Origin of the sequence: Chitinophaga sp. GbtcB8 (genome assembly GCF_019091455.1) — a bacterium.
Classification (GTDB): Bacteria; Bacteroidota; Bacteroidia; order Chitinophagales; family Chitinophagaceae; genus Chitinophaga.
Genome location: NZ_JAGXJN010000051.1, coordinates 21,606 through 43,860 on the forward strand (window position 1 = coordinate 21,606; position 22,255 = coordinate 43,860).

The 22,255-nt window shown below is 47.5% G+C and carries 17 protein-coding genes and 1 tRNA gene; 12 read left to right on the plus strand and 6 right to left on the minus strand.

All coding sequences use genetic code 11. From position 1 onward, the window contains the following. Positions 1-11 precede the first annotated feature (11 nt). Complete coding sequence (locus KVT36_RS29055; protein WP_217606944.1) at positions 12-1,385, minus strand: TolC family protein; 1,374 nt, start codon at positions 1,383-1,385, stop codon at positions 12-14. Positions 1,386-1,395: 10 nt separating this feature from the next. Then, positions 1,396-2,016, minus strand: a complete 621-nt coding sequence (locus tag KVT36_RS29060; RefSeq protein WP_217606945.1) for a TetR/AcrR family transcriptional regulator — start codon at positions 2,014-2,016, stop codon at positions 1,396-1,398. A gap of 932 nt (positions 2,017-2,948) precedes the next feature. On the opposite strand from KVT36_RS29060, the gene KVT36_RS29065 reads away from it, so the two are divergent. Then, entirely contained in the window at positions 2,949-3,575 is a 627-nt protein-coding gene (locus KVT36_RS29065) for a DUF502 domain-containing protein (protein WP_217606946.1), read from the plus strand. 69 nt (positions 3,576-3,644) lie between these two features. On the opposite strand, the gene KVT36_RS29070 is transcribed toward KVT36_RS29065, so the two are convergent. Further along, positions 3,645-4,472, minus strand: a complete 828-nt coding sequence (locus KVT36_RS29070; protein WP_217606947.1) for an alpha/beta fold hydrolase — start codon at positions 4,470-4,472, stop codon at positions 3,645-3,647. Between the two features lie 245 nt (positions 4,473-4,717). Between KVT36_RS29070 and KVT36_RS29075 the strand changes: the two genes are divergently transcribed. From KVT36_RS29075 to KVT36_RS29120, 10 genes are all read left to right on the plus strand, one after another. Next, complete coding sequence (locus KVT36_RS29075; RefSeq protein ID WP_217606948.1) at positions 4,718-5,695, plus strand: zinc dependent phospholipase C family protein; 978 nt, start codon at positions 4,718-4,720, stop codon at positions 5,693-5,695. A 273-nt stretch (positions 5,696-5,968) separates the two neighbouring features. Continuing rightward, complete coding sequence (serC, locus tag KVT36_RS29080) at positions 5,969-7,039, plus strand: 3-phosphoserine/phosphohydroxythreonine transaminase (RefSeq protein WP_089908465.1); 1,071 nt, start codon at positions 5,969-5,971, stop codon at positions 7,037-7,039. A gap of 211 nt (positions 7,040-7,250) precedes the next feature. Further along, positions 7,251-8,492 carry a DUF1015 domain-containing protein gene (locus tag KVT36_RS29085; RefSeq protein ID WP_217606949.1) on the plus strand — a complete coding sequence of 414 codons (1,242 nt, stop codon included), beginning with the start codon at positions 7,251-7,253 and terminating at the stop codon, positions 8,490-8,492. 228 nt (positions 8,493-8,720) lie between these two features. Continuing rightward, positions 8,721-9,761, plus strand: coding sequence for a lipopolysaccharide assembly protein LapB (locus KVT36_RS29090; RefSeq protein WP_217606950.1), 1,041 nt, complete (start codon positions 8,721-8,723; stop codon positions 9,759-9,761). Positions 9,762-9,915: 154 nt separating this feature from the next. Next, entirely contained in the window at positions 9,916-11,574 is a 1,659-nt protein-coding gene (gene paaN, locus KVT36_RS29095; protein ID WP_217606951.1) for a phenylacetic acid degradation protein PaaN, read from the plus strand. Positions 11,575-11,609: 35 nt separating this feature from the next. Next, positions 11,610-12,263: a YceI family protein gene (locus KVT36_RS29100; RefSeq protein WP_217606952.1), complete on the plus strand. Its 654-nt coding sequence runs from the start codon at positions 11,610-11,612 to the stop codon at positions 12,261-12,263. Positions 12,264-12,335: 72 nt separating this feature from the next. Beyond that, a complete protein-coding gene (locus tag KVT36_RS29105) occupies positions 12,336-12,626 on the plus strand; it encodes a 2TM domain-containing protein (protein ID WP_217606953.1) in 291 nt (96 codons plus the stop codon). Between the two features lie 24 nt (positions 12,627-12,650). Continuing rightward, on the plus strand, positions 12,651-14,435 hold the full coding sequence (locus tag KVT36_RS29110; protein ID WP_254640243.1) for a long-chain fatty acid--CoA ligase: 1,785 nt from the start codon (positions 12,651-12,653) through the stop codon (positions 14,433-14,435). A gap of 174 nt (positions 14,436-14,609) precedes the next feature. Continuing rightward, positions 14,610-14,681: transfer RNA gene (locus KVT36_RS29115), tRNA-Arg, on the plus strand. A 339-nt stretch (positions 14,682-15,020) separates the two neighbouring features. After that, positions 15,021-15,704 (plus strand): hypothetical protein, encoded by a 684-nt coding sequence (locus KVT36_RS29120; protein WP_217606954.1) that lies wholly within the window; start codon positions 15,021-15,023, stop codon positions 15,702-15,704. A gap of 11 nt (positions 15,705-15,715) precedes the next feature. Here KVT36_RS29120 and KVT36_RS29125 read toward each other — a convergent pair whose 3' ends face one another. Continuing rightward, on the minus strand, positions 15,716-17,875 hold the full coding sequence (locus tag KVT36_RS29125) for a molybdopterin cofactor-binding domain-containing protein (protein ID WP_217606955.1): 2,160 nt from the start codon (positions 17,873-17,875) through the stop codon (positions 15,716-15,718). 168 nt (positions 17,876-18,043) lie between these two features. Between KVT36_RS29125 and KVT36_RS29130 the strand changes: the two genes are divergently transcribed. After that, the gene (locus KVT36_RS29130) at positions 18,044-18,700 is read left to right on the plus strand and encodes an alpha/beta fold hydrolase (RefSeq protein ID WP_217606956.1); all 657 of its coding nucleotides are present in this window, start codon (positions 18,044-18,046) and stop codon (positions 18,698-18,700) included. Positions 18,701-18,764: 64 nt separating this feature from the next. Here KVT36_RS29130 and KVT36_RS29135 read toward each other — a convergent pair whose 3' ends face one another. Together KVT36_RS29135 and KVT36_RS29140 are read right to left on the minus strand one after the other, a co-directional pair. Continuing rightward, positions 18,765-20,120 carry a TolC family protein gene (locus tag KVT36_RS29135; protein WP_254640244.1) on the minus strand — a complete coding sequence of 452 codons (1,356 nt, stop codon included), beginning with the start codon at positions 20,118-20,120 and terminating at the stop codon, positions 18,765-18,767. Positions 20,121-20,193: 73 nt separating this feature from the next. Beyond that, positions 20,194-22,255 (minus strand): efflux RND transporter permease subunit (locus KVT36_RS29140; protein ID WP_217606958.1); only part of this gene is annotated, 2,062 nt, incomplete at its 5' end.

Sequence of the window (22,255 nt, forward strand, 5' to 3'; positions counted from 1 at the left end):
AGGTTTAGCTTTTACAATTTTCCGTAGGCCTTCATGTAATCAATCTTCGCCACTATCGTATTGTACAAGGCATCGAAATAATTCTTCTGTGCGGTGAGCAGATCATTTTCCGCGGTGCTCATTTCCAGGCTGCTGCCTACCCCTTCACGATACTTCACCTGGGTAGTGGTATATACTTCCTGCGCCAGCTGCATATTCTGCTCCTGCGATTGCAGGGTAAGCAGGTTATTGCGGAAGGTGGAGGCGGATTGTGATTGTTCCAGGTCAATAGACAGCTTCAGGTTCTCTACATTCTGCTCTGTTTTTTTCAGGGCCAGGAAGGCCTGATCTACCTGCCGTTTGCGCTGAAAGCCGGCAAAAATGGGTACGGAAAGGTTCAGGCCCAGGGTACTATAACCATACCAGGTGGGATTCTTGAAATAATCGAACTGGCTGGAACCTCTCAAAGAACCGGCAGAAGCGTTAAAGGAAAGCGTGGGCAGCCCTTTCAGCTTATACCGTTTCAGATCATATTCGTTTGCATGTTTCTGCGACTGTAATACCTGGTACTCTATCCGCTGATCGTAATTGAAACCATCCACATTCACAGTTTGCGCTGCAATGGCTTCGGTAGAGAGCGTGTCTGTTAATTCTATGGTTTGCGCCATGGGCATGCCCATCTGGAATTTCAGGGCAGCGGTGCCTACCTCTATGAGGTTACGCAGCTTGGTGATCTCCGTACTGAGGTTGGCCATTTGTACGGTTAAGCGGTCTACATCCAGCTTCTCTGCCAACCCGTTCTTATAGGTTTCGCGGGTATCGGAAAGGGTTTTATCCAGTGTGGCAATATTCCCTTTCAGAATGGTGAGCGCTTTATTGGCGGAGAGCACGTTATAATATGCTTTGTATACGGCCACCTTTACGTCTACCTCTGATTTTTGCACATTGCGCGCTACCAGCTCCTCCAACGTTTTGCGGGCCTGTAAGGCTACCAGTACGCTGGGATCAAACAGGGTTTGGTTAAGCTTTATGTCACCGGTCATGTTATGGGTGAGCCCAAAAGCTACGGCCTGGTAAGTGCCTTCCGGCGCGCTGGGATCAAAGTTGTGCAGGTCTATCTGCGACTTTTGCAGTACGGGTGAATAGGAGTAAGCGCCGTTAGCGGTAACGGTGGGTAATGCCAGCCCGCTTACTTCTTTGTTCTTGGCCAGCTGAATAAGCTCATCCAGCCTGGCATTTTTAATTGTTGTTTGATTAGCGAGTGCATAATCCACGGCCTGTTTGGCGCTTAGCTGCAAGGGCCCCTGTGGCTGCGGCGCTGCTTGCTGCGCGCGCAGGGTGGTGGTAAGTGCCATTAGCAGTAGCAATGAACCGGCCAGGATAATTTGCTTTCGTTCTGATTGCATACAGTTGTATCTATTTGTTTAGCGATAGTTGTTGTTGCCTGTACTTTTCTATTAAGCGGAAACCTTCTGCTGACGATACTCCGTATAAAAAATGCTCCAGTAATACGCGCTGTACCTTTCCCATATCATAACCTTCCATCGGGAACACTTCCGGCTGAAAACACACCATGGCAGAGGCTATGCGGAACTGGGTAAGGATGTGGACATCCAGGTCTTTCCGGTACAGCCCTTCCCGGATGCCCCGTTCCAGGTTAGTGCGGATGGTGGTACGCAGGGAGCTGTTACGGTATTCCTGGAATACCAGGAATGCCCGGGAATGGAACTTTTGCAGGTCCAGCATGATCACCGGGTTCATGTTGCGCAGCTTTTCGTCCATCATGTTCATGATCTCAAACAGCTCTTCTATGGCGTTATCGGCTTTGCTGATGATGGTGCGCTCCTCTTCCTGGATAATTTCCAGGTATCGCCTGATGGCGTGTACCACCATATCGTCCTTATCTACAAAATGGGCGTACAAGGTTTTTTTGGAAATGCCCATGCGGGTGGCAATATCGTCCATGGTAATGGACCTGGTGCCGTATTGCCGGAACAGGCCAAAGGCGGTATCTAATATTCTTTCCTGTACTTCCATGGTTCAAATGGGCGTTGAGAGATATACAAAGCCCGGACAAAACTAGGGAAACTTTTTAAACTACAAAAGTTTCCATAATAAAAAAATAGAAATTGTCGTGTTTGGGGGAGGGAGGGGGGAGATGTGCGGATTGGGGGGAGAATGTGCCGGTGGGCTGATGGGTTTGGGGGAATGAATGTGGATGGGTGGATGGGTGGATGAGCGGATAAGGGAGAATGTGCCGGTGTGCTGATGACTTCGGGGGAATGGTGTGGTACTGATGGGAAAGTATGGGGAATAGAGGGGCCGGGGATGTGAAGATCCAGGTATCAGTGGGTTGCGATGGTTTGAGGGAGTTGGAGAAGTAATGTGTTGGCGGCGATAGGCGGTGGGATATTGGACGTTAGAAACCGGCATTTATGGTACGTGACATGAACTTCACTAGGGATTCACTAGGGAAAAACATGGGATTTAGTAGGGAAACACATGAGAAAGACATGAGAAACACATGGGAAAGACATAGAAATTTGCGGCAGGTTTATTCCCAATAGCTATATTCCAAAACCCCGACCCGAATTGCGCACGGGTTGCGCACGAATTGCGCAGCAATTACGGAGCAATTATGAGGGTGTCGTCCTAATATAGGTTTACGCCTTTGTTAAATAATCCTGTCTGAAGTTTACATCTGTTCAAACTCCCACAATTAAGAAGCGCTGGAAAGCATGCAAAACGGGGCTTTGGGCCGTATACTCTGGGTTAAGCCAAGGGGAAACGCACCCTGGCCCGCACAGTGAATGGTTCTGGGATAAGGAGCAGGCCGGCGGTGGCACAGGCTCCGGGGCTGAGATGTGCTTATGTAAGTAAACCTAATCTGGAATAATCTAGCTAATTTGCGCCCGGAAATTGGAATCACCGTTACACATTCGCTCATCCGCACCTAGCACTTTAATATTATGTCTCCCGAACTTAAAATGAAAGCCATTGCCGCCCGTATGCTGCGGTACTTTTTCCAGGGTTTACTGATCCTGGCCCCTATTGGCATTACTGCGTTTACCATTTACTGGGCCTTTATGACGGTGGATAACCTGCTGCCCACTTCACTGCTTCCGGAAAATACGCTTGTATATAAATACCTGCATTATAAAGGGGTAGGTTTTGTGCTGGTGCTGCTGTTGATCATTATGGTAGGCTACCTGAGCTCCTCGTTTATTGTAGGCCGCCTGTTTGATATGTTTGACCGCCTGATGGAACGTACTCCTTTCATCAAATACATTTACAGCTCTGTAAAAGATGTGTTTGATGCGTTTGTGGGCGAGAAAAAGAAATTTGACCACCCCGTGCTGGTACAGCTATACGGGCTGGATGTATGGGAAATGGGCTTTATCACCCAAACGGACGTGAGCTATTTAGGGCTTGAAGGCTATATGGCCGTGTACGTACCTCATGCCTATGCCATTACCGGCAAAGTATTTATGGTGCCTAAAGAAAGAGTGAAACCGCTGGAGAATATTTCCGCGGGTGAAGCCATGAAGTTTGCAGTAAGCGGCGGCGTTACTTCTATTGACCACCATACCAAGTGAAAAATTAAAAGTTAAAGAACTCCCGGCCTTGGGATGTTATGTTCAACCAAAAGAGCTTCTTTTTAATTTTTACTTATTCAACACTTCTTCTGCAAACTGCCATAACAGGTGATTGAAGATCTGCGGCTGGTCATAGTTCACCAAATGCCCGGCTGCGGGCACTTTGAAGATGGTATCTTTCCACTTACGTTTAAAAGAAACCCCATCCAGGTAATTGAGCCTTACCACATTCTCCTGCTGCCCCATTACCAGGCATAAAGGCAGCTCGCTATGCTGCAGGCCATCTATATGATTGGCGCCATCGGCCCGCATATACCGGCCAAAAGTGGTGCGGAACACAGGATCTGTATCATAATAATATTGCTTGCAGCCGGCTATGAACTGGTCTGTAGGCCGGTACACCAGCTTTTTGCTGTAAGCGGTTAAAGCAGCATCCGAAGGGGTTTCTGTAAGCACCTGTTCGTACGGGGATGACAGTAGTACGGAGGCCCACGGCGTATCATGATTGCCAATAGCTGCACCGGCAAAAAATAATCCTTTAGGCGGCTGCAATAAAAGAGGCAGCGCTTCGCTGATGAGGTTTGTGCCTGATGAAATGCCTACCAGCACATAATTTTCCAGGGTGCTGGCATTAATATAATCGGCCAGCTGCCGGGCCATACCGGCAATACTATAATCACGCTCCGGTGCGGTGCTACGCCCTGAACGTCCGTGGCCAGGCAGATCCGGCGCTATAAGTCGGAACTGCTCCTGCAATAATTCATCTTTTAATTGCTCGTCCCAGATATCGGATTGTTGCAATCCCCCATGAATGAAAATAATGGCTTTATCAGATTCACCGGTGCTGCGGGTAAAAATGGGCATACCATTTACCGGAATGGTCGTAAAATTTTCCATAATTGAGTTAGTCCCCTTCTTCACGGCATTGGATTTAAGGCGCTGCTGTTTTCATATTTGGTCGTGCCTGATGTGGGATATTTATGCTAAATATAAAACCCGTCAGCGATCATACCATTTGTTTAACCAACCATTAACAAAACAAGATTATGTGTGTGCACGCATAATTTTTATGCTTATTTTAGCGGCTGCAATCCTCTCTCAGTGTAGTTTTCAAATTACTTAATGCTAAATGCTCAACCTGTATGTACCAGCGGCTTTTACCGTTTATACTGTTAGTATTATTATTACCGTTACAAGGAAATAGCTGGGGATTTTTTGCGCATCAGCGTATTAACCGGCTGGCGGTATTTTCCCTGCCACCGGAAATGCTGGTGTTCTATAAACCACACCTGGAATTTATAACGCAGCATGCTGTTGACCCTGATAAAAGAAGGTATGCTGTAGCCGCGGAAGCGCCCCGGCATTATATAGATATTGATCATTACGGACCACCGCCTTTTGACAGTCTGCCCCGTTCCTGGCAGGCTGCCATGGTAAAATATACAGCAGATACATTACAGCAGCATGGCATACTGCCCTGGCATATTCCCCGTATGGTGGCCCGTTTAAGCTGTGCCTTTGAGGAAAAGGATGCGGCGCAGATCCTGAAACTTTCTGCGGAGCTGGGACATTACGTTGCCGATGCGCATGTGCCTTTGCATGCCAGCTCCAATCATAACGGGCAATTAACCAACCAGCAGGGCATTCATGGCCTGTGGGAATCGCGCATACCGGAGCTGGTGGCAGATAAGGCTTTTAACTACTGGGCGGGCAAAGCCACTTATATAACAGATGTGCAGGACTTTGCATGGGAAATTATTATAAGCAGCGCGCTGGCAGCCGATACGGTATTAAGGCTGGAAAAGGAATTAAGCGGGCGCTTCCCGCCGGCGCAGCGTTATGCTTATGAAAAACGGAATGGCGTGCTGGCGCGGAATTATTCAAAAGCCTATACCCTGGCCTATCACCGGTTATTGGGCAATATGGTGGAGCGGCGCATGCGCGGTGCTATGCAGGCAGCGGCCAGCTGCTGGTACACAGCCTGGGTAAATGCCGGGCAGCCCTCCCTGCAGGAGCTGGCCGGCAGATCCTTTACCGCCACCCAGCTGCAGGAGTTTCAGCAGCTGGACCAGGCCTGGCAAAAGAGGCGTTCTTTGGGCCGCGGGCACGAAGAAGAATGACTGTATTAACTATAAAATAACAAGCCATGAAACCCGGTGTGGCATTCACTCTCAGCCATTAGCATATTACTATTTTCAATTTAACTTTTCACGTGTTATACCATTTAAAATAAAAAACGGTTTTTAAGAAAAGTTAAATTATCTTTGTTGGCACTATCTTTTTAACCTTTATCCTACACCACTTAACAGAAACACCTTACTTTTTTTATCCGTTCCTTAGAAAAACCAATAAAAGTGGAAGAAGCTAATAATTTATTTAATCAGGATCGCAACATGAAGGTGCACAACTTTAACGCCGGGCCTTCTGTATTACCGAACGAGGTATTATACAAAGCCAGCAAAGCGTTGATTGATTTCGAAGGATCGGGCATGTCAATTTTAGAGATAGGTCATAGAACAGAACTGTTCATGAACGTGTTGGATGAGGCACGCAGCCTGGTAAAGGAGTTAATGCAACTAGAGGATGACTTTGAAGTACTGTATTTACACGGAGGTGCCAGCACACAGTTTATGCAGGTGCCTATGAATCTGTTGGAAAACGGAGAAACGGCTGCATATGTAGACACCGGTGTATGGTCATACAAAGCTATGAAGGAAGCCAAGTCTTTTGGATATGTAGATGCCGTGGCCAGCTCACGTGAAAGCAACTATAACCACATTCCCAAGCAATTCATAATTCCGCCACAGGCCAAGTTCCTGCATATTACCACTAACAATACCATTTATGGTACGCAGTGGCAGAAAATGCCGGTAACAGACCTGCCGCTGGTAGCAGATATGAGCTCAGACATCCTGAGCCGCCAGCTGGACTTTAACAAGTTTGCGCTGATCTATGCCGGGGTACAAAAGAATATGGGCGCTGCCGGTACTACCATGGTAGCGGTGCGTAAAAGCGCGCTGGGTAAGGTAACGCGTAAAATACCCACCATACTGGATTACCGCGTGCACATTGAAAACGGATCTATGTACAATACCCCGCCGGTATTTGCGATCTATATTTCCATGCTTACGTTACGCTGGTTAAAAGAGCAGGGCGGTGCAGCTGCAATGGAACGCCTCAATGAAAAGAAAGCCGGCATGCTATACAGCGAAATTGATAATAACCCGCTGTTCCGTGGTACGGTAGCCAAAGAAGACCGCAGCCGCATGAACGTGTGCTTTATTATGGATAAACCGGAGCTGGAAGAAGAATTCCTGAAATTCTGTAAGAAAGAAGATATAGTGGGCATCAAAGGCCACCGCAGTGTAGGCGGTTTCCGCGCATCGCTGTACAATGCCCTGCCCTACGAAAGCGTAGAGGTAATGGTAGAAGCGATGAAATACTTCAGCCTGAAGAAGGCGTAATAATGTGGTGAGAATGATATTTGTGCGGATAACTTAGTTATTTGATTAACCGCTATAATGCTTAAAGTCCCGTTTCGTCTGCAGACGAACGGGATTTTTTAATTTGTGGATATGCTGACATTATTTACTCCGCCTGTATTCATTTGCACATTTGCACATTAGCACATTTGCACATTATTATTATTTTTGCCCCCTCAACAATCACATAATCATGGCAATCATCAGACCGTTCAAAGGATTAAGACCGCAAGCCGCATTGGCTGCCCAGGTGGCCGCACGGCCCTATGATGTGCTTAGCTCTGCAGAAGCTAAAGTGGCAGCCGCCGGTAATCCTAATTCTTATTACCACGTTTCAAAATCTGAAATAGATCTGCCGGACGGTTCGGATATTCATAGCCAGGCCGTGTATGAAAAAGCGGCCGAGAACCTGCAGAAGTTCATTAAAGAAGGTACCCTGTTCCAGGATGCCCAGCCCTGTTACTATATCTACAAGCTGGTAATGGATGAGCGTGCACAGGTAGGCCTGGTATGCGCTTCGTCCATTACAGATTATAACAACGGCATTATTAAAAAGCATGAATTTACGCGTCCCGAGAAAGAGCAGGACCGTATTAATCATATAAAAACCACCCGTGCGCAAACCGGTAATGTGTTCCTGGCTTATAATGATGTGCCGGAGCTGAATGTGGTAATAGAGCACTGGCAGCACAAAACACCCGCTTACGATTTTACCGCTGATGATGGCATACAGCACACCATTTGGGTGGTGGACGATGCCGCTGTGACAGCGCAGATCACCAGCCTTTTTGCCGAAAAAGTGCCCTTTACCTACATTGCCGACGGACACCACCGTGCAGCTTCTGCCTCCCTGGTACAAAAGGAGTTTGCCGCTAAGGGACTGGTTAAATCTGAAGAAGATGCAGCCAACTTTTTCCTGACCACTATTTTCCCGGCCAGCCAGCTGGCTATCCTGGATTATAACCGCCTGGTAAAAGACCTGAACGGCCTTACAGCGGCAGACCTGCTCTCCCGCCTGGATTATGATTTCACGGTCGAGGAGGTAGGCCACCTGCCGCAAAAGCCAGCTATGCTGCATGAGTTCAGCATGTACCTGGAAAACAGGTGGTACCGCCTGGTAGCCCGCGAAGGCACCTACACCACCGATCCTATTGGCATACTGGATGTAACCATCCTGCAAAATAATGTACTGGATAAGCTGCTGGGTATTAAAGACCCGCGGACCGATAAACGCATTGATTTCGTGGGCGGTATCCGCGGACTGGAAGAGCTGGTAAAACGGGTGAACAGCGGCGAAATGAAAGTAGCCTTTGCCCTCTACCCTGTTACTATACAGCAGCTGTTTGATATTGCGGACAGCGGCAATGTAATGCCTCCCAAATCCACCTGGTTTGAGCCCAAGCTGAGGGATGGGCTGATCACGCAGCTGATCTGATCAGGATACTCATATGCCGGTGATGATCATCAGGCGCATTAATATGTTTTTTACTTAAAAAGGTCCCGGAATAGCCCCCGGGACCTTTTTAATTCCAGACGCTCAGCACATTAGCATATCAGCACATTAGCGCATTCATTTGTACATTTTCTTTACATTTACAACAAAGCAAAGACAGGCATGAACCGGCGATTTTCTTTATTGAAAAAAATACTAATAAGTGGATTCTTGTTATTTACCCAGGTAGCCTGGGCACAGGATGCGAATGAGCTGTTCAGCACCGCCAATAACTTTATACGCAGCGGCGATTATGCCAATGCTATACTGGTATTAAACCAGGCCTTACAGCTGGAGCCGGACAACACGCAGTTCCGCAAACAGCTGGGCTTTGCCTATTACCTGCGTGGGGAAATGCCCAAAGCGCAAAAGATCATTGAGCCTTTGCTGGATAAAAAAGATACGGATGCACAGCTGTACCAGATAGCCGGCAATATCTATCAATCCCGGCAGGACTGGAAAGGCGCGCAAAGATTATATGATAAAGGGATCCGCAAATTCCCGGAAAGCGGGGAGCTGTATAACGATAACGGGCAGCTGCTCATTTCCCTTAAAATGTTTGACGGGGCTTTGAACAACTGGCTCAAAGGCATTGAAAAAGATCCCAATTTCCCCGGCAATTATTACAATGCCGCCCGCACCTATTATTATAGCAAAGACCCGGTATGGGCCATCCTGTACGGGGAGATATTTGTGAACCTGGAAAGCTATACCACGCGTACCGCAGAGATCCGCGATATATTAATTGAATCCTACAAAAAGCTGTTTAACGACCCGTCTATGCTAAACAGCATTCCGGCAGATATGGAAAGCGGCAAAAAAGGACGCCGTGGTAAAACCGCTGAGCATTCGGACTTTGTAAATGTATTCCGGCAGCTGCTGGCCAAGCAAACCGGCGTTATCAGCAACGGTATTGACCCTGAAACGCTTATTATGCTGCGCACCCGTTTTATACTGGACTGGTATAATTTTTATAGCTTCAAATACCCGTTTGCGTTATTTGACATGCAGCGTACCCTGCTGAAAGAGGGTATGTTTGAAGCGTATAACCAATGGATCTTTGGACCGGTAGCCAGCCAGGCCAGCTATCGCGCCTGGACCAACCTGCACAAAACAGAATACGATAAGTTTATGCAGTACCAGCGCAACCATCCGTTTAAATTACGCCCCGATGAGTATTACAATGATGGCCGGTTTACACTCAGCAGATAGGGATGTACGGATGTATGGGAATAAATGTGCAAATGAATAGAAGGCACTGATGTGCTGGTTTGTTTTTGTTTTATATGCTTTAAAAAATTGAGAATGCAAGTGCCGATGATTCCACGTGGTTATTAATTATTCATTGTTAATTATTAATTATTATATGCTTGCAACAAAACACCAAAACACAATTGACAACGCGGTAAAAGCCAACCACGAACGGCGGTTTTACTCGCAGTACCCCGAGCACCCCAAAGCTTATGGAGAAGAAGCCCCTGCCAAAGGCGCCGACAATTTTAAGAAAATGCTGCAACAGCCTTTTGACCAGCTGCTGCAAACCGGCGCCGGTAGCCGTGTAGGCGAAGAAAACTCTCCTTACACCCTGGAAAAGCTGGGCATCACCTATCCTGCCTTTACCGTGAGCGAGCTGGTAACCAATGCAACAAACGCAGCCAGGCAATGGGCCAATACCTCTGCTACCAACCGCGCCGATATACTGGTAGAGACCCTGGAAAGGATCAAAGGTTATTTCTTTGAAATAGCGCATGCTACCATGCATACCACCGGGCAAAGTTATATGATGAGCTTCCAGGCCTCCGGCCCGCATGCCAATGACCGTGCGCTGGAAGCCATTGCCATGGGGTATGAGGAATTACAACGTTTTCCCGCAGAGCAGGTATGGGAAAAACCCATGGGCAAAACCAGCCTGCAGCTGCATAAAACCTTTAAGGCAGTGCCCAAAGGTATTGGCCTGGTAATTGGATGCTCTACCTTCCCGGTATGGAACTCACTGCCAGGTATATACGCAGATCTGATCACGGGCAACCCGGTGATCGTAAAACCGCATCCAAAGGCAGTGCTGCCCATTGCCATTGCCATTAGCGCCATACAAAAGGTATTGCAGGAGAATGGTTTTGATCCGCACCTGTGCCAGCTGGCAGCTGACAGCAGCGAGGAGCCTATTACCAAAGAGCTGTGCGAACACCCGCTTATTACCCTGATCGATTATACCGGTGGCACTGCTTTTGGTGATTATGTAGAATCACTAAAGCACAAAACCGTTTTTACTGAAAAAGCAGGCGTTAATTCCGTGATACTGGACAGCGTGCAGGATATGGACGCGGTGGCACAGAACCTGGCCTTTGCCGTATGCCTGTATTCGGGTCAGATGTGTACTGCGCCGCAGAACTTTTTTATACCAGAGCAGGGCATCAGCACCGCCAATGGTAACCTGAGCTTTAATGAAGCAGCGCAGAAAATTAAGGATGCTATTTCCGCTTTGGTAAATAATCCTAAAATGGGCGCCGGCACCCTGGGTGCGGTACAGAATGATGTTACACTGCGCCTCGCACAGGACGCCTACACGCTGGGCGGTAAAGTGCTGCTGCAGGGCGGCCCTGTGGTGAATGAAGAGTTCAGCAACGCGCGGGTATGCTCCCCTACCGTATTGGAAGTAACCAGCGCCGACCAGAATATTTATGAAAGGGAATTGTTTGGGCCGGTGATCCTGATCATTAAAACAAAAGATACCAGCCATTCTATACAGCTGGCCAAACAACTGGCCCAGCAACATGGAGCTATTACCTGTGGCGCCTATACGAATGATGCGGTGATGAAGGAAAAAATTGCCGAGGAAATGAACAGCGTGTTCACACCGGTATCCTTCAACTTTACCGGGTTTATATGGGTGAACCAGCATGCCGCTTTTTCAGATTTTCATGTTACAGGCGGCAACCCGGCGGGCAATGCCAGCTTTACCAACCAGGAGTTTATTTTGAAAAGATTTGTGTGGGTAGGCAACCGGGAAGTAACGGGAAGTTAGTTGCCACTACAACCTGCGGACTAATATTTACATGTATGCGATATATTTTACTGATCATGGGATGTTTGATAGTGGCTTGCCAGCAAGCGCCCAAAGCGGATAAGGCAACGATCTCCGATGCCCAATCCGTACAGGAAGGCGAAGGCGCGGCTTACCGCTTAAACACCAGCGAAAGTTATGTGCAATGGATAGGTACTAAACCCACCGGCCAGCATACCGGCCGTTTTAAAATAAAGAACGGCACCCTGAATGTTCAGGACAGCGCTATTACCGGCGGCAAGTTTGTGATTGACGTTACTTCCCTGGAAGATCTGGACCTGAAAGCGGATACCTCCATGAAAAATAAGCTGGAGCGTGAGCTGAAGGGCGCCATGTTCTTTGATGTAGCACAATTCCCCGAAGCGGAATTTGCTATTACCGGGGTAAAACCCTTTGTATCAGACGGTAATGAAGTGCTGCTAAAAGATGCTACGCATACCATACAGGGCAACCTGACCATTAAACAGATCAGTAAAAATATTTCCTTCCCTGCCAAAATAGTATTGCAGAAGAATGAGGTTACTGCTACGGCCAATTTCAACCTGGACCGCACGTTATGGGGCATGACCTACCGCGCAGATAAATCTGTGCAGGATAAACTGATCAATTCCCTGGTAAACATCCAGTTCTCCATTAAGGCGGAGCGGTAGTAGAATAGGCAATCAAATTCAAATAAAATTATTTAAATTTAATTGCCTCTATTATCACTAAAACCTGTTCTCATGGAAAATACACAACAACGGGATGAACGGCTCTGGCGCATTGCCAAGGCCCGGACTGCGTTTAAGTCGCACCTGATCACCTACCTGGTAGTGAATGCTGGTTTGTGGGCGCTATGGCTGATCACAACCGGCGGCAACCGGGGCGGTACTCCCTGGCCCATATGGCCTGCTTTTGGTTGGGGTATTGGCCTGGCTTTTCACTATTTTGGCGCCTACCACAACGATCCCCATGGAAATACTATCCGCGAATATGAAAAATTACAAAACGAACAGCAGAGTCGTGGCCTGTGAAAATGGCAAAAAGCAAACTAAAGCATGATGGATCAACCGAGCCGATTATTTGACGTACTCGCCTGGCAGCTGGAAAAATATCCTAAAGAGGATATGCTGGCAGGCAAAATAGATGGGCAATGGAAGAAGTACAGCACCCGGGAAGTAGCAGATCTGACCATGCAATTCAGCTCCGGCTTGTTGCAGCTGGGCATTAGCCGTGGCGATGGCAGCCTGGAAGGCAAAGATAAAATAGCCGTTATTTCTGCCAACCGGCCGGAGTGGATGATCACGGACCTGGCCTGCCAGCAAGTGGGCGCCGTATTGACCCCTATTTACCCTACTATCAGCCAGCATGAGCTGGCCTTTGTATTAAATGACGCAGGTGCACGCATTCTCTTCGTTAGCAGCGAGGAGATACTGGAAAAGGTGATCGCCATCCGCGATCAGCTGCCTGCGCTGAAAGAGATCTTTTCCTTTGATAAATTACCCGGCGCACGCCACTGGACAGAGGTGCCGGCCATGGCCAAACAGGAGGATTATGCCACCATTGAGGCCATTAAAAAGAATACAGACCCGGAAGAGCTGGTGACCATCATTTACACCTCCGGCACCACCGGCACACCCAAAGGCGTAATGCTGACCCACCATAACATTATGAGCAATGTAACGGCCTGTATCCCTTACCTGCCGGTACACAGCAGCGCCCGCGCGCTCAGCTTCCTGCCCCTGAACCATATTTTTGAACGCATGGTAACCTATGTTTACCTCACTGCAGGGGTGCCTATTTATTATGCAGAAAGTATGGATACCATTGCCGACAACCTGCGGGAGGTGAAACCTACCATTTTCACCACTGTACCGCGTTTGCTGGAAAAGGTATATGAAAAGATCATGGCCAAAGGCCTGGAGCTGAAAGGCATAAAACGTGCGCTGTTCTTCTGGGCTATTGAATTAGGTAAAAAATACGAGATCAATAAGGACCAGGGCTGGTGGTATAACCTGCAGCTTTCCATTGCCAATGCGCTGGTGTTCAAAAAATGGCGGGAGGCCCTGGGCGGTAATATCCAGGCCATTGTGAACGGTGCAGCGGCCTGCCAGGTGCGCTTGCTGAAGGTGTTCACCGCCGGCCGTATCCCTGTGCTGGAAGGTTATGGGTTAACAGAAACCTCCCCCGTGATCAGCGTGAACCGCGTGGATGTGCAGGACCGGATGTTTGGCACCGTAGGACCTATTATCAGCGGTATAACCGTTAAAATAGCGGAGGATGGCGAGATCCTTTGCAAAGGCCCCAATATTACCCTTGGCTACTACAAACGTCCGGATCTGACAGCAGATGCCATCAAGGACGGCTGGTTCCATACCGGTGATATTGGTGTGATCGTAAATGATAAATTCCTGAAGATCACTGACCGGAAAAAGGAGCTGTTCAAAACCTCCGGCGGCAAATTTGTAGCGCCGCAGCCCATTGAAAATAAGTTCAAAGAATCGCCTTATATAGAGCAGATCATGGTAGTAGGGGCGGATCAGAAATTCACCTCAGCACTGATCGTACCTTCTTTTACCAACCTGAAAGGCTGGTGCGAGAAACGGGGCATTGCCGTTACCACGCATGAATCACTGGTGAAAAACCCGGAAGTGAAGGAGCTGTTCCAGCAGGCGCTGGAAAAATATAACCAGTTCTTCAGCCATGTGGAGCAGCTGAAAAAATTTGAGCTGATGCCGCAGGAGTGGACAGTGGATGGCGGAGAGCTGACGCCTACCATGAAGCTGAAGCGCAAGGTGATATTAGAGAAGTATGGGAAGGTGATTGAGGGGATGTATAACTAGAAATGTGCAAATGTGCGGATATGCAGATGTGCAGATGGTTGGTATTTGCAGTAATACGGCTGGCTTAAGCAGCATTTGACGGTGCCGCTGTTTGAGAGTTGGATTTTGACATGAAAAAACATACTTTTGCACTCCCTTTTCCTTTTGGCCCTGGCTGAAAGGGGTATTGGGAATGGCCCGGTAGTTCAATGGATAGAATAGAAGTTTCCTAAACTTTAGATACAAGTTCGATTCTTGTCCGGGCTACGAAGGAAAAAAGTCAGCAAATTGCTGGCTTTTTTGTTTCCCATCTGCCGAAAACCGTGACTGGCGTATAATACATGCAAAACAGTATTTGTTTTTCTGTTCCATAATGTCTGTTTTCTAAATCGTGGTAAACAATCTGGGACAGCAGATTTTGTAACCCCTGTTTTGCTTCAAAAGCACCAGAAGTCCACATGGTACTAAATTTAGACGATCATTTAACGGGTTTATGAATGAATTTTCATGGCTCGATAATTATTATTTACACAGTTATTAAATCTTCTCCCTATGTTCCGGAAGCTCAATTTTTATTACTTTTCATCTTACTTATAACACTATACCATGGGATGGAAAACATCAACAATCATCATCACACCCCGGCCTAATTTACCTGTTGAAAGCCTGCTTAATAATTTGGGCCTCACAGATCTGAAAAGCATTGACGACGAACCCTTCGAGATTGCATTGAATCCCAAAGGCAACAGTGTATATATAGGCTCTTATAAGGACAGCCTGATCATTTCAGTACCTGACATACCAGCATCCTTTTTAACAGAACACATCTCCGATGCTGAAAAAATTTTAATACGCGAATGCCCGGAAGCTGAGATCTGTGCCATTGTATTACATAGTACCGTAAATCTCTGGGGATATGCTGTAATAAAGAACGGACAAAAAATACGGGCAAGAGCAGGAGCAAGTGACGATGGTACATTCCTGGAATATGGCGACCCTTTAATAGAAGAAGAAGCATTACTAAGTAAATCAACTATTGATGATCATGGCAATAGAATATACTTACTTGATGAATTTCCCGGGGAACCTTTCACAGAAGACCAGGTAGGTGAAAATTTTGTTTTTGAAATAAGTAGCCGCTATTTTGGAACATCACTCGATAGCGCAGACGATCTACTATTTGAAACTATTCTTACAGGCTATCGTTTCTCAAAGAACACGGCACCAAACAGGGACAGTTCTTCAAAAGAGGTCCAAATAAAAAATAAACCCTGGTGGAAATTTTGGTAATGCATAAAACCTCACACCTCCTCCAACCTAAAAGGCAGCTTACGAACACGCTTACCGGTAAGATCAAAAATGGCATTACATAACGCCGGTGCAAAGGCTGGTAACCCCGGTTCACCAACACCACCGGGCTTTTCATCATTCTCCATAATATGCACTTCTATTTCCGGAATTTCATTAATGCGTGGCATTAAATAGGTATTGAAATTCCTTTCCACTGCTTTACCTTCTTTAAAATGTGTGGCGTGGTTTATTGCTGCGCCCAGCCCCATTATAATGCTGCCTTCAATCTGGGCACGGATAATATCGGGGTTTACATACCAGCCACAATCTATCAGGGCAAATACCTTATCAATTTTAATCTTCTGATCCGGCCGGCGGGATATTTTCACTACCTGCCCTACCATGCTGCCAAAACATTCTGTGATGGCTACGCCCCATCCATCGTTCCTGCGCCGCGATTGCCAGCTGCTGATGGCTGCCAGCTTATTTACCAAAGCCTGGTAACGAGGCGAGTTAAGATGCGCTTTTCTGAATGCAAGCGGATCCTGCGAAGCAAGGTGCGCCAGCTCGTCTATAAAACATTCTGCGGCAAATGCATCAACATTGGCGCCTGGAGCCCGCCACCACATGGTGGGTATAGGAGATTTTGTGGGGAGCGTTCCAAAACTATAATGCGGTATTGATTGATAATAGTCACTTGCAAGGCCGGCAATTCCGCCGCTATTCGTTGTTACAGTTTGCTGCTCCGCATCGTTATCTGTTCCTGCACCCATGTATTGTGCAGCAGTAACAATTTGAAATGCAGCTATCTTCTTTTGTGCATCCACCCCACCCCTGCACCGGTATAATGCTCCGCCACGAAAAGGCCCCATGCTCATATCATCTTCTCTTGTCCACATTACCTGTACCGGCGCTTTCATTTCTTTTGATATCAATGCCGCTTCATATGGGTAATCCGGAAATGCCTTTCTTCCAAAACCACCGCCGAGAAAGGTCATATTCACTGTAATGTTTTCAATGGGAATGTGCATTCTTTCACTCAGATCTGCCTGTATCCAGAGGGCTTCCTGTATAGGACCCCATATCTCAATGCTGTTGTCTTTTACATCAGCTATGCAGTTGAGCGGCTCCATGCAGCTATGCGATTGGTAAGGCATTTCATACTCCGCTTCAATAGTGGTAGCAGTATTTTGTAAAGCTGTTTCAAAAACAGCTGATGGCAAGGGCTTATGGAGATCCTCCTGCATCCTGGCAATAAGCATTTCGGAATCCAGGTGTTCAAAACCATCATCATTCCATTCAACCTTCAGCAGCTTGCGTGCGCGCATAGCTGTCCATAATGAATCTGCCACTACGGCCACACCTTCATACAGCATACCAAAAACAGGCCGTTGTACCTTAAATACATGTTTTACACCGCTAACGGATCTTGTGGCCGAATCATCAAAGCTTTTTACTTTTCCCCTGAAACGCGGGCTGCGCTCCACCACCGCATATAACATACCCCGCAGCTTTTTATCCAGCCCAAATACCGCAGCGCCGTTGACCTTAGCCATGGTATCATTACGGCGCAGGGATTTGCCGATCACTTTATAATCTTTGCGCTCCTTTAGCTTAACCTGCTCTGGAGGTTTTATTTGCGAAGCGTCTTTTACCAGTTCAGCGTAGCTGAGCTTTCTTCCCGTGCTGCGATGTATTACCTCTGCATTTTCGGCATAACATTCCGTTGCCTCAACACCCCATTGTTTTGCAGCTGCTTCAATCAACATTTCCCGGGCACTGGCGCCCATGCGCAACAGCTGCTGGTACCAGCCACGTATGGAAAAACTTCCTTCCTGCGGCTGCGGACCATATTTTTTGTTGGCAGCAGCAAACCGTATACTTATCTGATCCATGCTAACTTCCAGCTCTTCTGCAATAATTTGCGGGATGGATTGCCAGGTGCCCTGTCCCATTTCTGAACGGTGATTAAAAATGGTTACTTTGCCGCTATTGTCTATTGAGATCCACGACATTAGCTCTGTTGCTGCATTTTCCGCATTCCCTGCATGAATAATTTCGCCAACACTTTTCCCCAATGCCGGCCAATAATAGCCGATCGTTAAGGCAATACCGGATAAGCCGGCATTCCGCAGGAAAACTCTCCTTGAAAGATCCTGTCTGTGTTTCATTGCTGGAAGTTTAGCGTATAAGGACAATCAGGTCTTAGCCCTTCTTAAATGTAGCTATTCACCCTTAACGAAACAAAACCGATTGATGAACTGCAGCCAAACGTATATCAACGTCGTGATAAAAAGGGTGAAAGGTTAACGTGGAGATGAATTAATTTTGATCTTACCATGAGTATACAATCCTTAAAGCTAACGGTTTCCCCTACGGCAGGCACCGTTTCTGCCAAATATACCGCTCCGGACAAACCGAAGTGCATTTTCACGCTGGCACATGGAGCAGGAGCGGGCATGGATCATTCGTTTATGGAAACGCTGGCCAATGCACTTTCAGCGGCAGGCATTGCCACGCTGCGGTTTAATTTCCCCTTTGCTGAAGGAAAAAAAGGCCGGCCTGATACTCCCGCAGTTGCCCACGCCACAATAGAAGCGGCTATTGCAAAGGCGCGTGAACTAGCTCCCAAACTGCCGTTATTTGCTGCCGGCAAATCTTTCGGAGGAAGAATGAGCTCACAATACCTGGCAGCCCATCCGGAGAGTGCCGTTAGCGGCATTGTTTTCTATGGTTTTCCATTGCATCCTTCCGGCAAGCCCTCCACGGAGCGCGCCGACCATTTAAAAGCGCTGAAAATACCGATGCTTTTTTTACAGGGCAGCAAAGATACCCTGGCTACCTGGGAGCTGATTGAAACAGTATGTGCGTCTTTGAAAAAAGCAACCCTGGTAAAACTGGAAGGGGCAGATCATTCTTTTAAGGCAGGCAAAAAAGATGTGATGTCATTGCTGGTAGATGAAACAAATAAATGGATAGAGAAAAAGCTTAAATAGTTTTTTTTTAAAAAAAGAGCCGGTCAATAACTTGCCGGCTCTTTTCATTTACGATAAGATCATCTTACTTCCATCCACCTCCCAGATCCCTGTAAATATTAACCACAGCATTCAGCTGCTCTTTTTTAGTTTCAACCAGCTCCAGCTTAGCTTCCAGCGCATCGCGCTGGGTCATCAGCACTTCAAAGTAATCTGCCCTGGCAGACTTGAACAGGTCATTGGAAATATCGATTGACCTGGTGAGCGCATCCACCTGCTTTGACTTCAGATCATAACTGTGTTCCAGGTTACTGATGTTGGAAAGCTGTGTGGAAACTTCCAGGTACGCATTTAAAATGGTACGCTCATAGTTATATATAGCCTGCAGCTGCCGTGCATTGGCGCTGTTAAACTCCGCTTTGATGGCATTCCGGTTTATAAGCGGCGCCACAAGATCACCGGCCAGGGAATAAAGCAGCGATTCAACAGGGTATTTCACCAGGTAAGAAGGCTTAAACGCTTCAAGCCCTACTCCGGCTGAAATGCCGAGTGAAGGATAAAATTCCGCCCGCGCTACTTTTACATCCAGTTTTGCAGCGGTTAAGTCCAGCTCCGCCTGTTTAATATCCGGGCGGTTAGCCAGCAGCTGCGAAGGGATCCCGGAGCTAACGGCCTGTGGCAGCAAACCCAGGAAGTCGCTTTTATCCCTGGGTATTTCCTGCGGATACCGGCCTAACAGGAAGTTGATCTTGTTCTCTGTTTCCTTTATGCTTTGCAGAATGTCAAACTCCATGCTTTGGGATTTCAACACTTCCGCCTCAAATTTCTGAACACCCAGCTCAGTTGCCCTGGCAGCTTCTTTCTGCACCTTTACAATTTCCAGTGCGCTTTTTTGCAGCTCAATGTTCTGTTTTACGATGCCCAGCTGGTTGTCCAGCGCCAGCAGCTCATAATAAGAATTGGCCACTTCAGCTACCAGGTTTGTCAGCGCAAAGTTCCTGCCTTCCACTGTTGACAGATACCTGGTAACCGCAGCTTTCTTAGCGTTGTGCAATTTTTTCCAGATATCCGCTTCCCAGTTCGCATAAGCGCCTATCATATAATTCGGCAGGTTCTCCGGCACTTCTGTCCCTGGCTTGATATCAGTAGATGCATCACCTGCACCCTGGCTGGTATACCTGCCCACTTTTTCCAGCTCGGCCCCGGCCCTTAAATTCACGGTGGGCAGTAATGCCGCGTGCCTTGACCGGATATCATTCTTAGCGATCTCAATTTCCTGCAGGGTGATCTTCATCTCCTGGTTGTTCTTCAGCGCGGTGTCAATCAGGCTTACCAGGTTCTGATCCGTAAAAAAGCTGCGCCATTGAGTGGCCGACATATTAACCGTATCCTGGCTATCATTGTAGGATCCGGGAACCGATCTGTTCTCATTTGACGGCATGATCGCGGGGATCTTGCAGCTTGCTACAGCCAGGCAAATACTCAGTGGGCCAATCCATCGTTGTATCCTTGATTTATACATTGTGATCAATTTCTTCAGTTAATGGATTTTCTTCTTCTTCTTTAACAAGCATACGTCTTTCTGCAATTCTGCCGAATATGTAGTATAACCCGGGTATAACCAGCACGCCGAAAACTGTTCCGAAAAGCATACCGCCTGCTGCAGCAGTACCGATGGTTCTGTTACCGATCTTACCAGGACCGGAGGCAAACACCAACGGGATCAAACCCGCAATGAATGCGAATGAGGTCATCAGGATAGGGCGGAACCTCACCTTTGAGCCTTCCATGGCAGCCTGTAATACGGTGGCGCCTGAACGGTGTTTCTGCACCGCAAACTCCACGATCAATACGGCATTCTTACCCAGTAACCCGATCAGCATTACCATGGCCACCTGTGCATAGATGTTATTTTCCAATCCTAATAATTTCAGCAACAGGAATGCGCCGAAGATCCCGGCCGGCAATGAAAGAATTACCGATAAAGGCAGGATGAAACTTTCATACTGTGCAGACAGGATCAGGTATACGAAACCAAGACAGATCAGGAAGATATAAATTGCCTGGTTACCCTGGGCTACTTCATCTTTTGAAATACCGGCCCAGTCAATCCCAAATCCTCTTGGCAAAGTTTTTTGCGCTACTTCGTTAATCACCTTAATAGCTTCACCGCTACTGTATCCCGGTGCGGATGAACCGCTTATTTCCGATGCATTGTACATGTTATGCCGGGTGATCTCTGACAAACCATACACCTTTTCCATTTTCATGAAAGCGGAGAAAGGCACCATTTCATCACGGTCATTTTTCACGTACAGCTTCAGGATATCGTCCGGCAATGCCCTGTATTGCGGCGATGCCTGCACGATCACCTTATACTGGCGGTCATATTTAATAAAGCTGATCTCGTAGTTACTTCCTATTAATGTAGAAAGCGTGTTCATGGCATTGTCAATGGTCACGCCTTTTTGCTGTGCAATGTCATTATCCACCCGCAGCATGTATTGCGGGAAGCTGGCGCTATAAAAGGTAAATACGGATGCCAGCTCAGGACGTTTGCTCAATTCCTTTACAAAGTCACGGCTCACGGTTTCCATCTTTTTATAATCGCCTGATCCTGCTTTATCCAGCAAACGCAATTCAAAACCACCGGCAGCACCGTAACCCGGTACAGCTGGCGGTTGAAAGAACTCAATAGTGGCGCCGGTAATATCTTTCGATTTTTCTTCCAGCTCACTAATGATTTCCTGTACAGAATGTTTGCGGTCTTCCCAGCTTTCCAGGTTGATCAGGCAGGTTCCCGAGTGGGACCCGGTACCTCCTGTAAGGATCTCATACCCTCCCAGGGAGGAAACGGATTGTACACCTTCAATGTGCTCTGCAAGCTTTTGAAGCCTTTCCGCAACTTCGTTTGTTCTTTCCAGTGAGGATCCGGGGGGTGTTTGAATAATAGCATAGAACATGCCCTGGTCTTCATTCGGGATAAAACCAGAAGGCACGCTCTTATTCAGGAACCATATGCCGGCGCAGAAAGCGATGAGCACCGCAAAGGTGACCGCCCTCCTGCTGACAATTTTTCCCAGCAGCTGCTGGTATTTTCCCTGCGTACGGTTAAATGAGTTATTGAAGCCATCCAGGAACTTGTCTACCACCGTTTTCTTTTTGGGCTTTCCATGATTATTCTTCAATATCATGGCACAAAGAGCCGGGGTAAGGGTCAAGGCCACTATACCTGAAAGAATGATGGCGGTGGCCATGGTGATGGAAAACTTCCGGTTGAAGGTGCCCACCGGGCCATACATAAATGCCACCGGAATAAATCCCGCTGCCATTAGAAAGGTGATAGCAATAATGGCCCCGCTGATCTCATGCATGGCTTTTTTGGTAGCCTTTAACGGCGAAAGATGCTCTTCCTCCATTTTTGCATGCACCGCTTCAATTACCACAATGGCATCATCCACCACCACACCAATTGCAAGCACCAATGCAAATAAGGTAATGAGGTTGAGTGTAATGCCGAAGAACTGCATGAACATAAAAGTTCCGATCAGGGATACCGGCACTGCCATAGCAGGG

Excerpts from the sequence above, each read along its gene's own strand:
- KVT36_RS29055 (WP_217606944.1), bottom strand. The coding sequence starts at position 1,385 with ATGCAATCAGAACGAAAGCAAATTATCCTGGCCGGTTCATTGCTACTG.
- KVT36_RS29060 (WP_217606945.1), bottom strand. The coding sequence starts at position 2,016 with ATGGAAGTACAGGAAAGAATATTAGATACCGCCTTTGGCCTGTTCCGG.
- KVT36_RS29065 (WP_217606946.1), top strand. The coding sequence starts at position 2,949 with ATGTCTCCCGAACTTAAAATGAAAGCCATTGCCGCCCGTATGCTGCGG.
- KVT36_RS29070 (WP_217606947.1), bottom strand. The coding sequence starts at position 4,472 with ATGGAAAATTTTACGACCATTCCGGTAAATGGTATGCCCATTTTTACC.
- KVT36_RS29075 (WP_217606948.1), top strand. The coding sequence starts at position 4,718 with ATGTACCAGCGGCTTTTACCGTTTATACTGTTAGTATTATTATTACCG.
- serC (WP_089908465.1), top strand. The coding sequence starts at position 5,969 with ATGAAGGTGCACAACTTTAACGCCGGGCCTTCTGTATTACCGAACGAG.
- KVT36_RS29085 (WP_217606949.1), top strand. The coding sequence starts at position 7,251 with ATGGCAATCATCAGACCGTTCAAAGGATTAAGACCGCAAGCCGCATTG.
- paaN (WP_217606951.1), top strand. The coding sequence starts at position 9,916 with ATGCTTGCAACAAAACACCAAAACACAATTGACAACGCGGTAAAAGCC.
- KVT36_RS29100 (WP_217606952.1), top strand. The coding sequence starts at position 11,610 with ATGCGATATATTTTACTGATCATGGGATGTTTGATAGTGGCTTGCCAG.
- KVT36_RS29105 (WP_217606953.1), top strand. The coding sequence starts at position 12,336 with ATGGAAAATACACAACAACGGGATGAACGGCTCTGGCGCATTGCCAAG.
- KVT36_RS29110 (WP_254640243.1), top strand. The coding sequence starts at position 12,651 with ATGATGGATCAACCGAGCCGATTATTTGACGTACTCGCCTGGCAGCTG.
- KVT36_RS29120 (WP_217606954.1), top strand. The coding sequence starts at position 15,021 with ATGGGATGGAAAACATCAACAATCATCATCACACCCCGGCCTAATTTA.
- KVT36_RS29125 (WP_217606955.1), bottom strand. The coding sequence starts at position 17,875 with ATGAAACACAGACAGGATCTTTCAAGGAGAGTTTTCCTGCGGAATGCC.
- KVT36_RS29130 (WP_217606956.1), top strand. The coding sequence starts at position 18,044 with ATGAGTATACAATCCTTAAAGCTAACGGTTTCCCCTACGGCAGGCACC.
- KVT36_RS29135 (WP_254640244.1), bottom strand. The coding sequence starts at position 20,120 with ATGCCGTCAAATGAGAACAGATCGGTTCCCGGATCCTACAATGATAGC.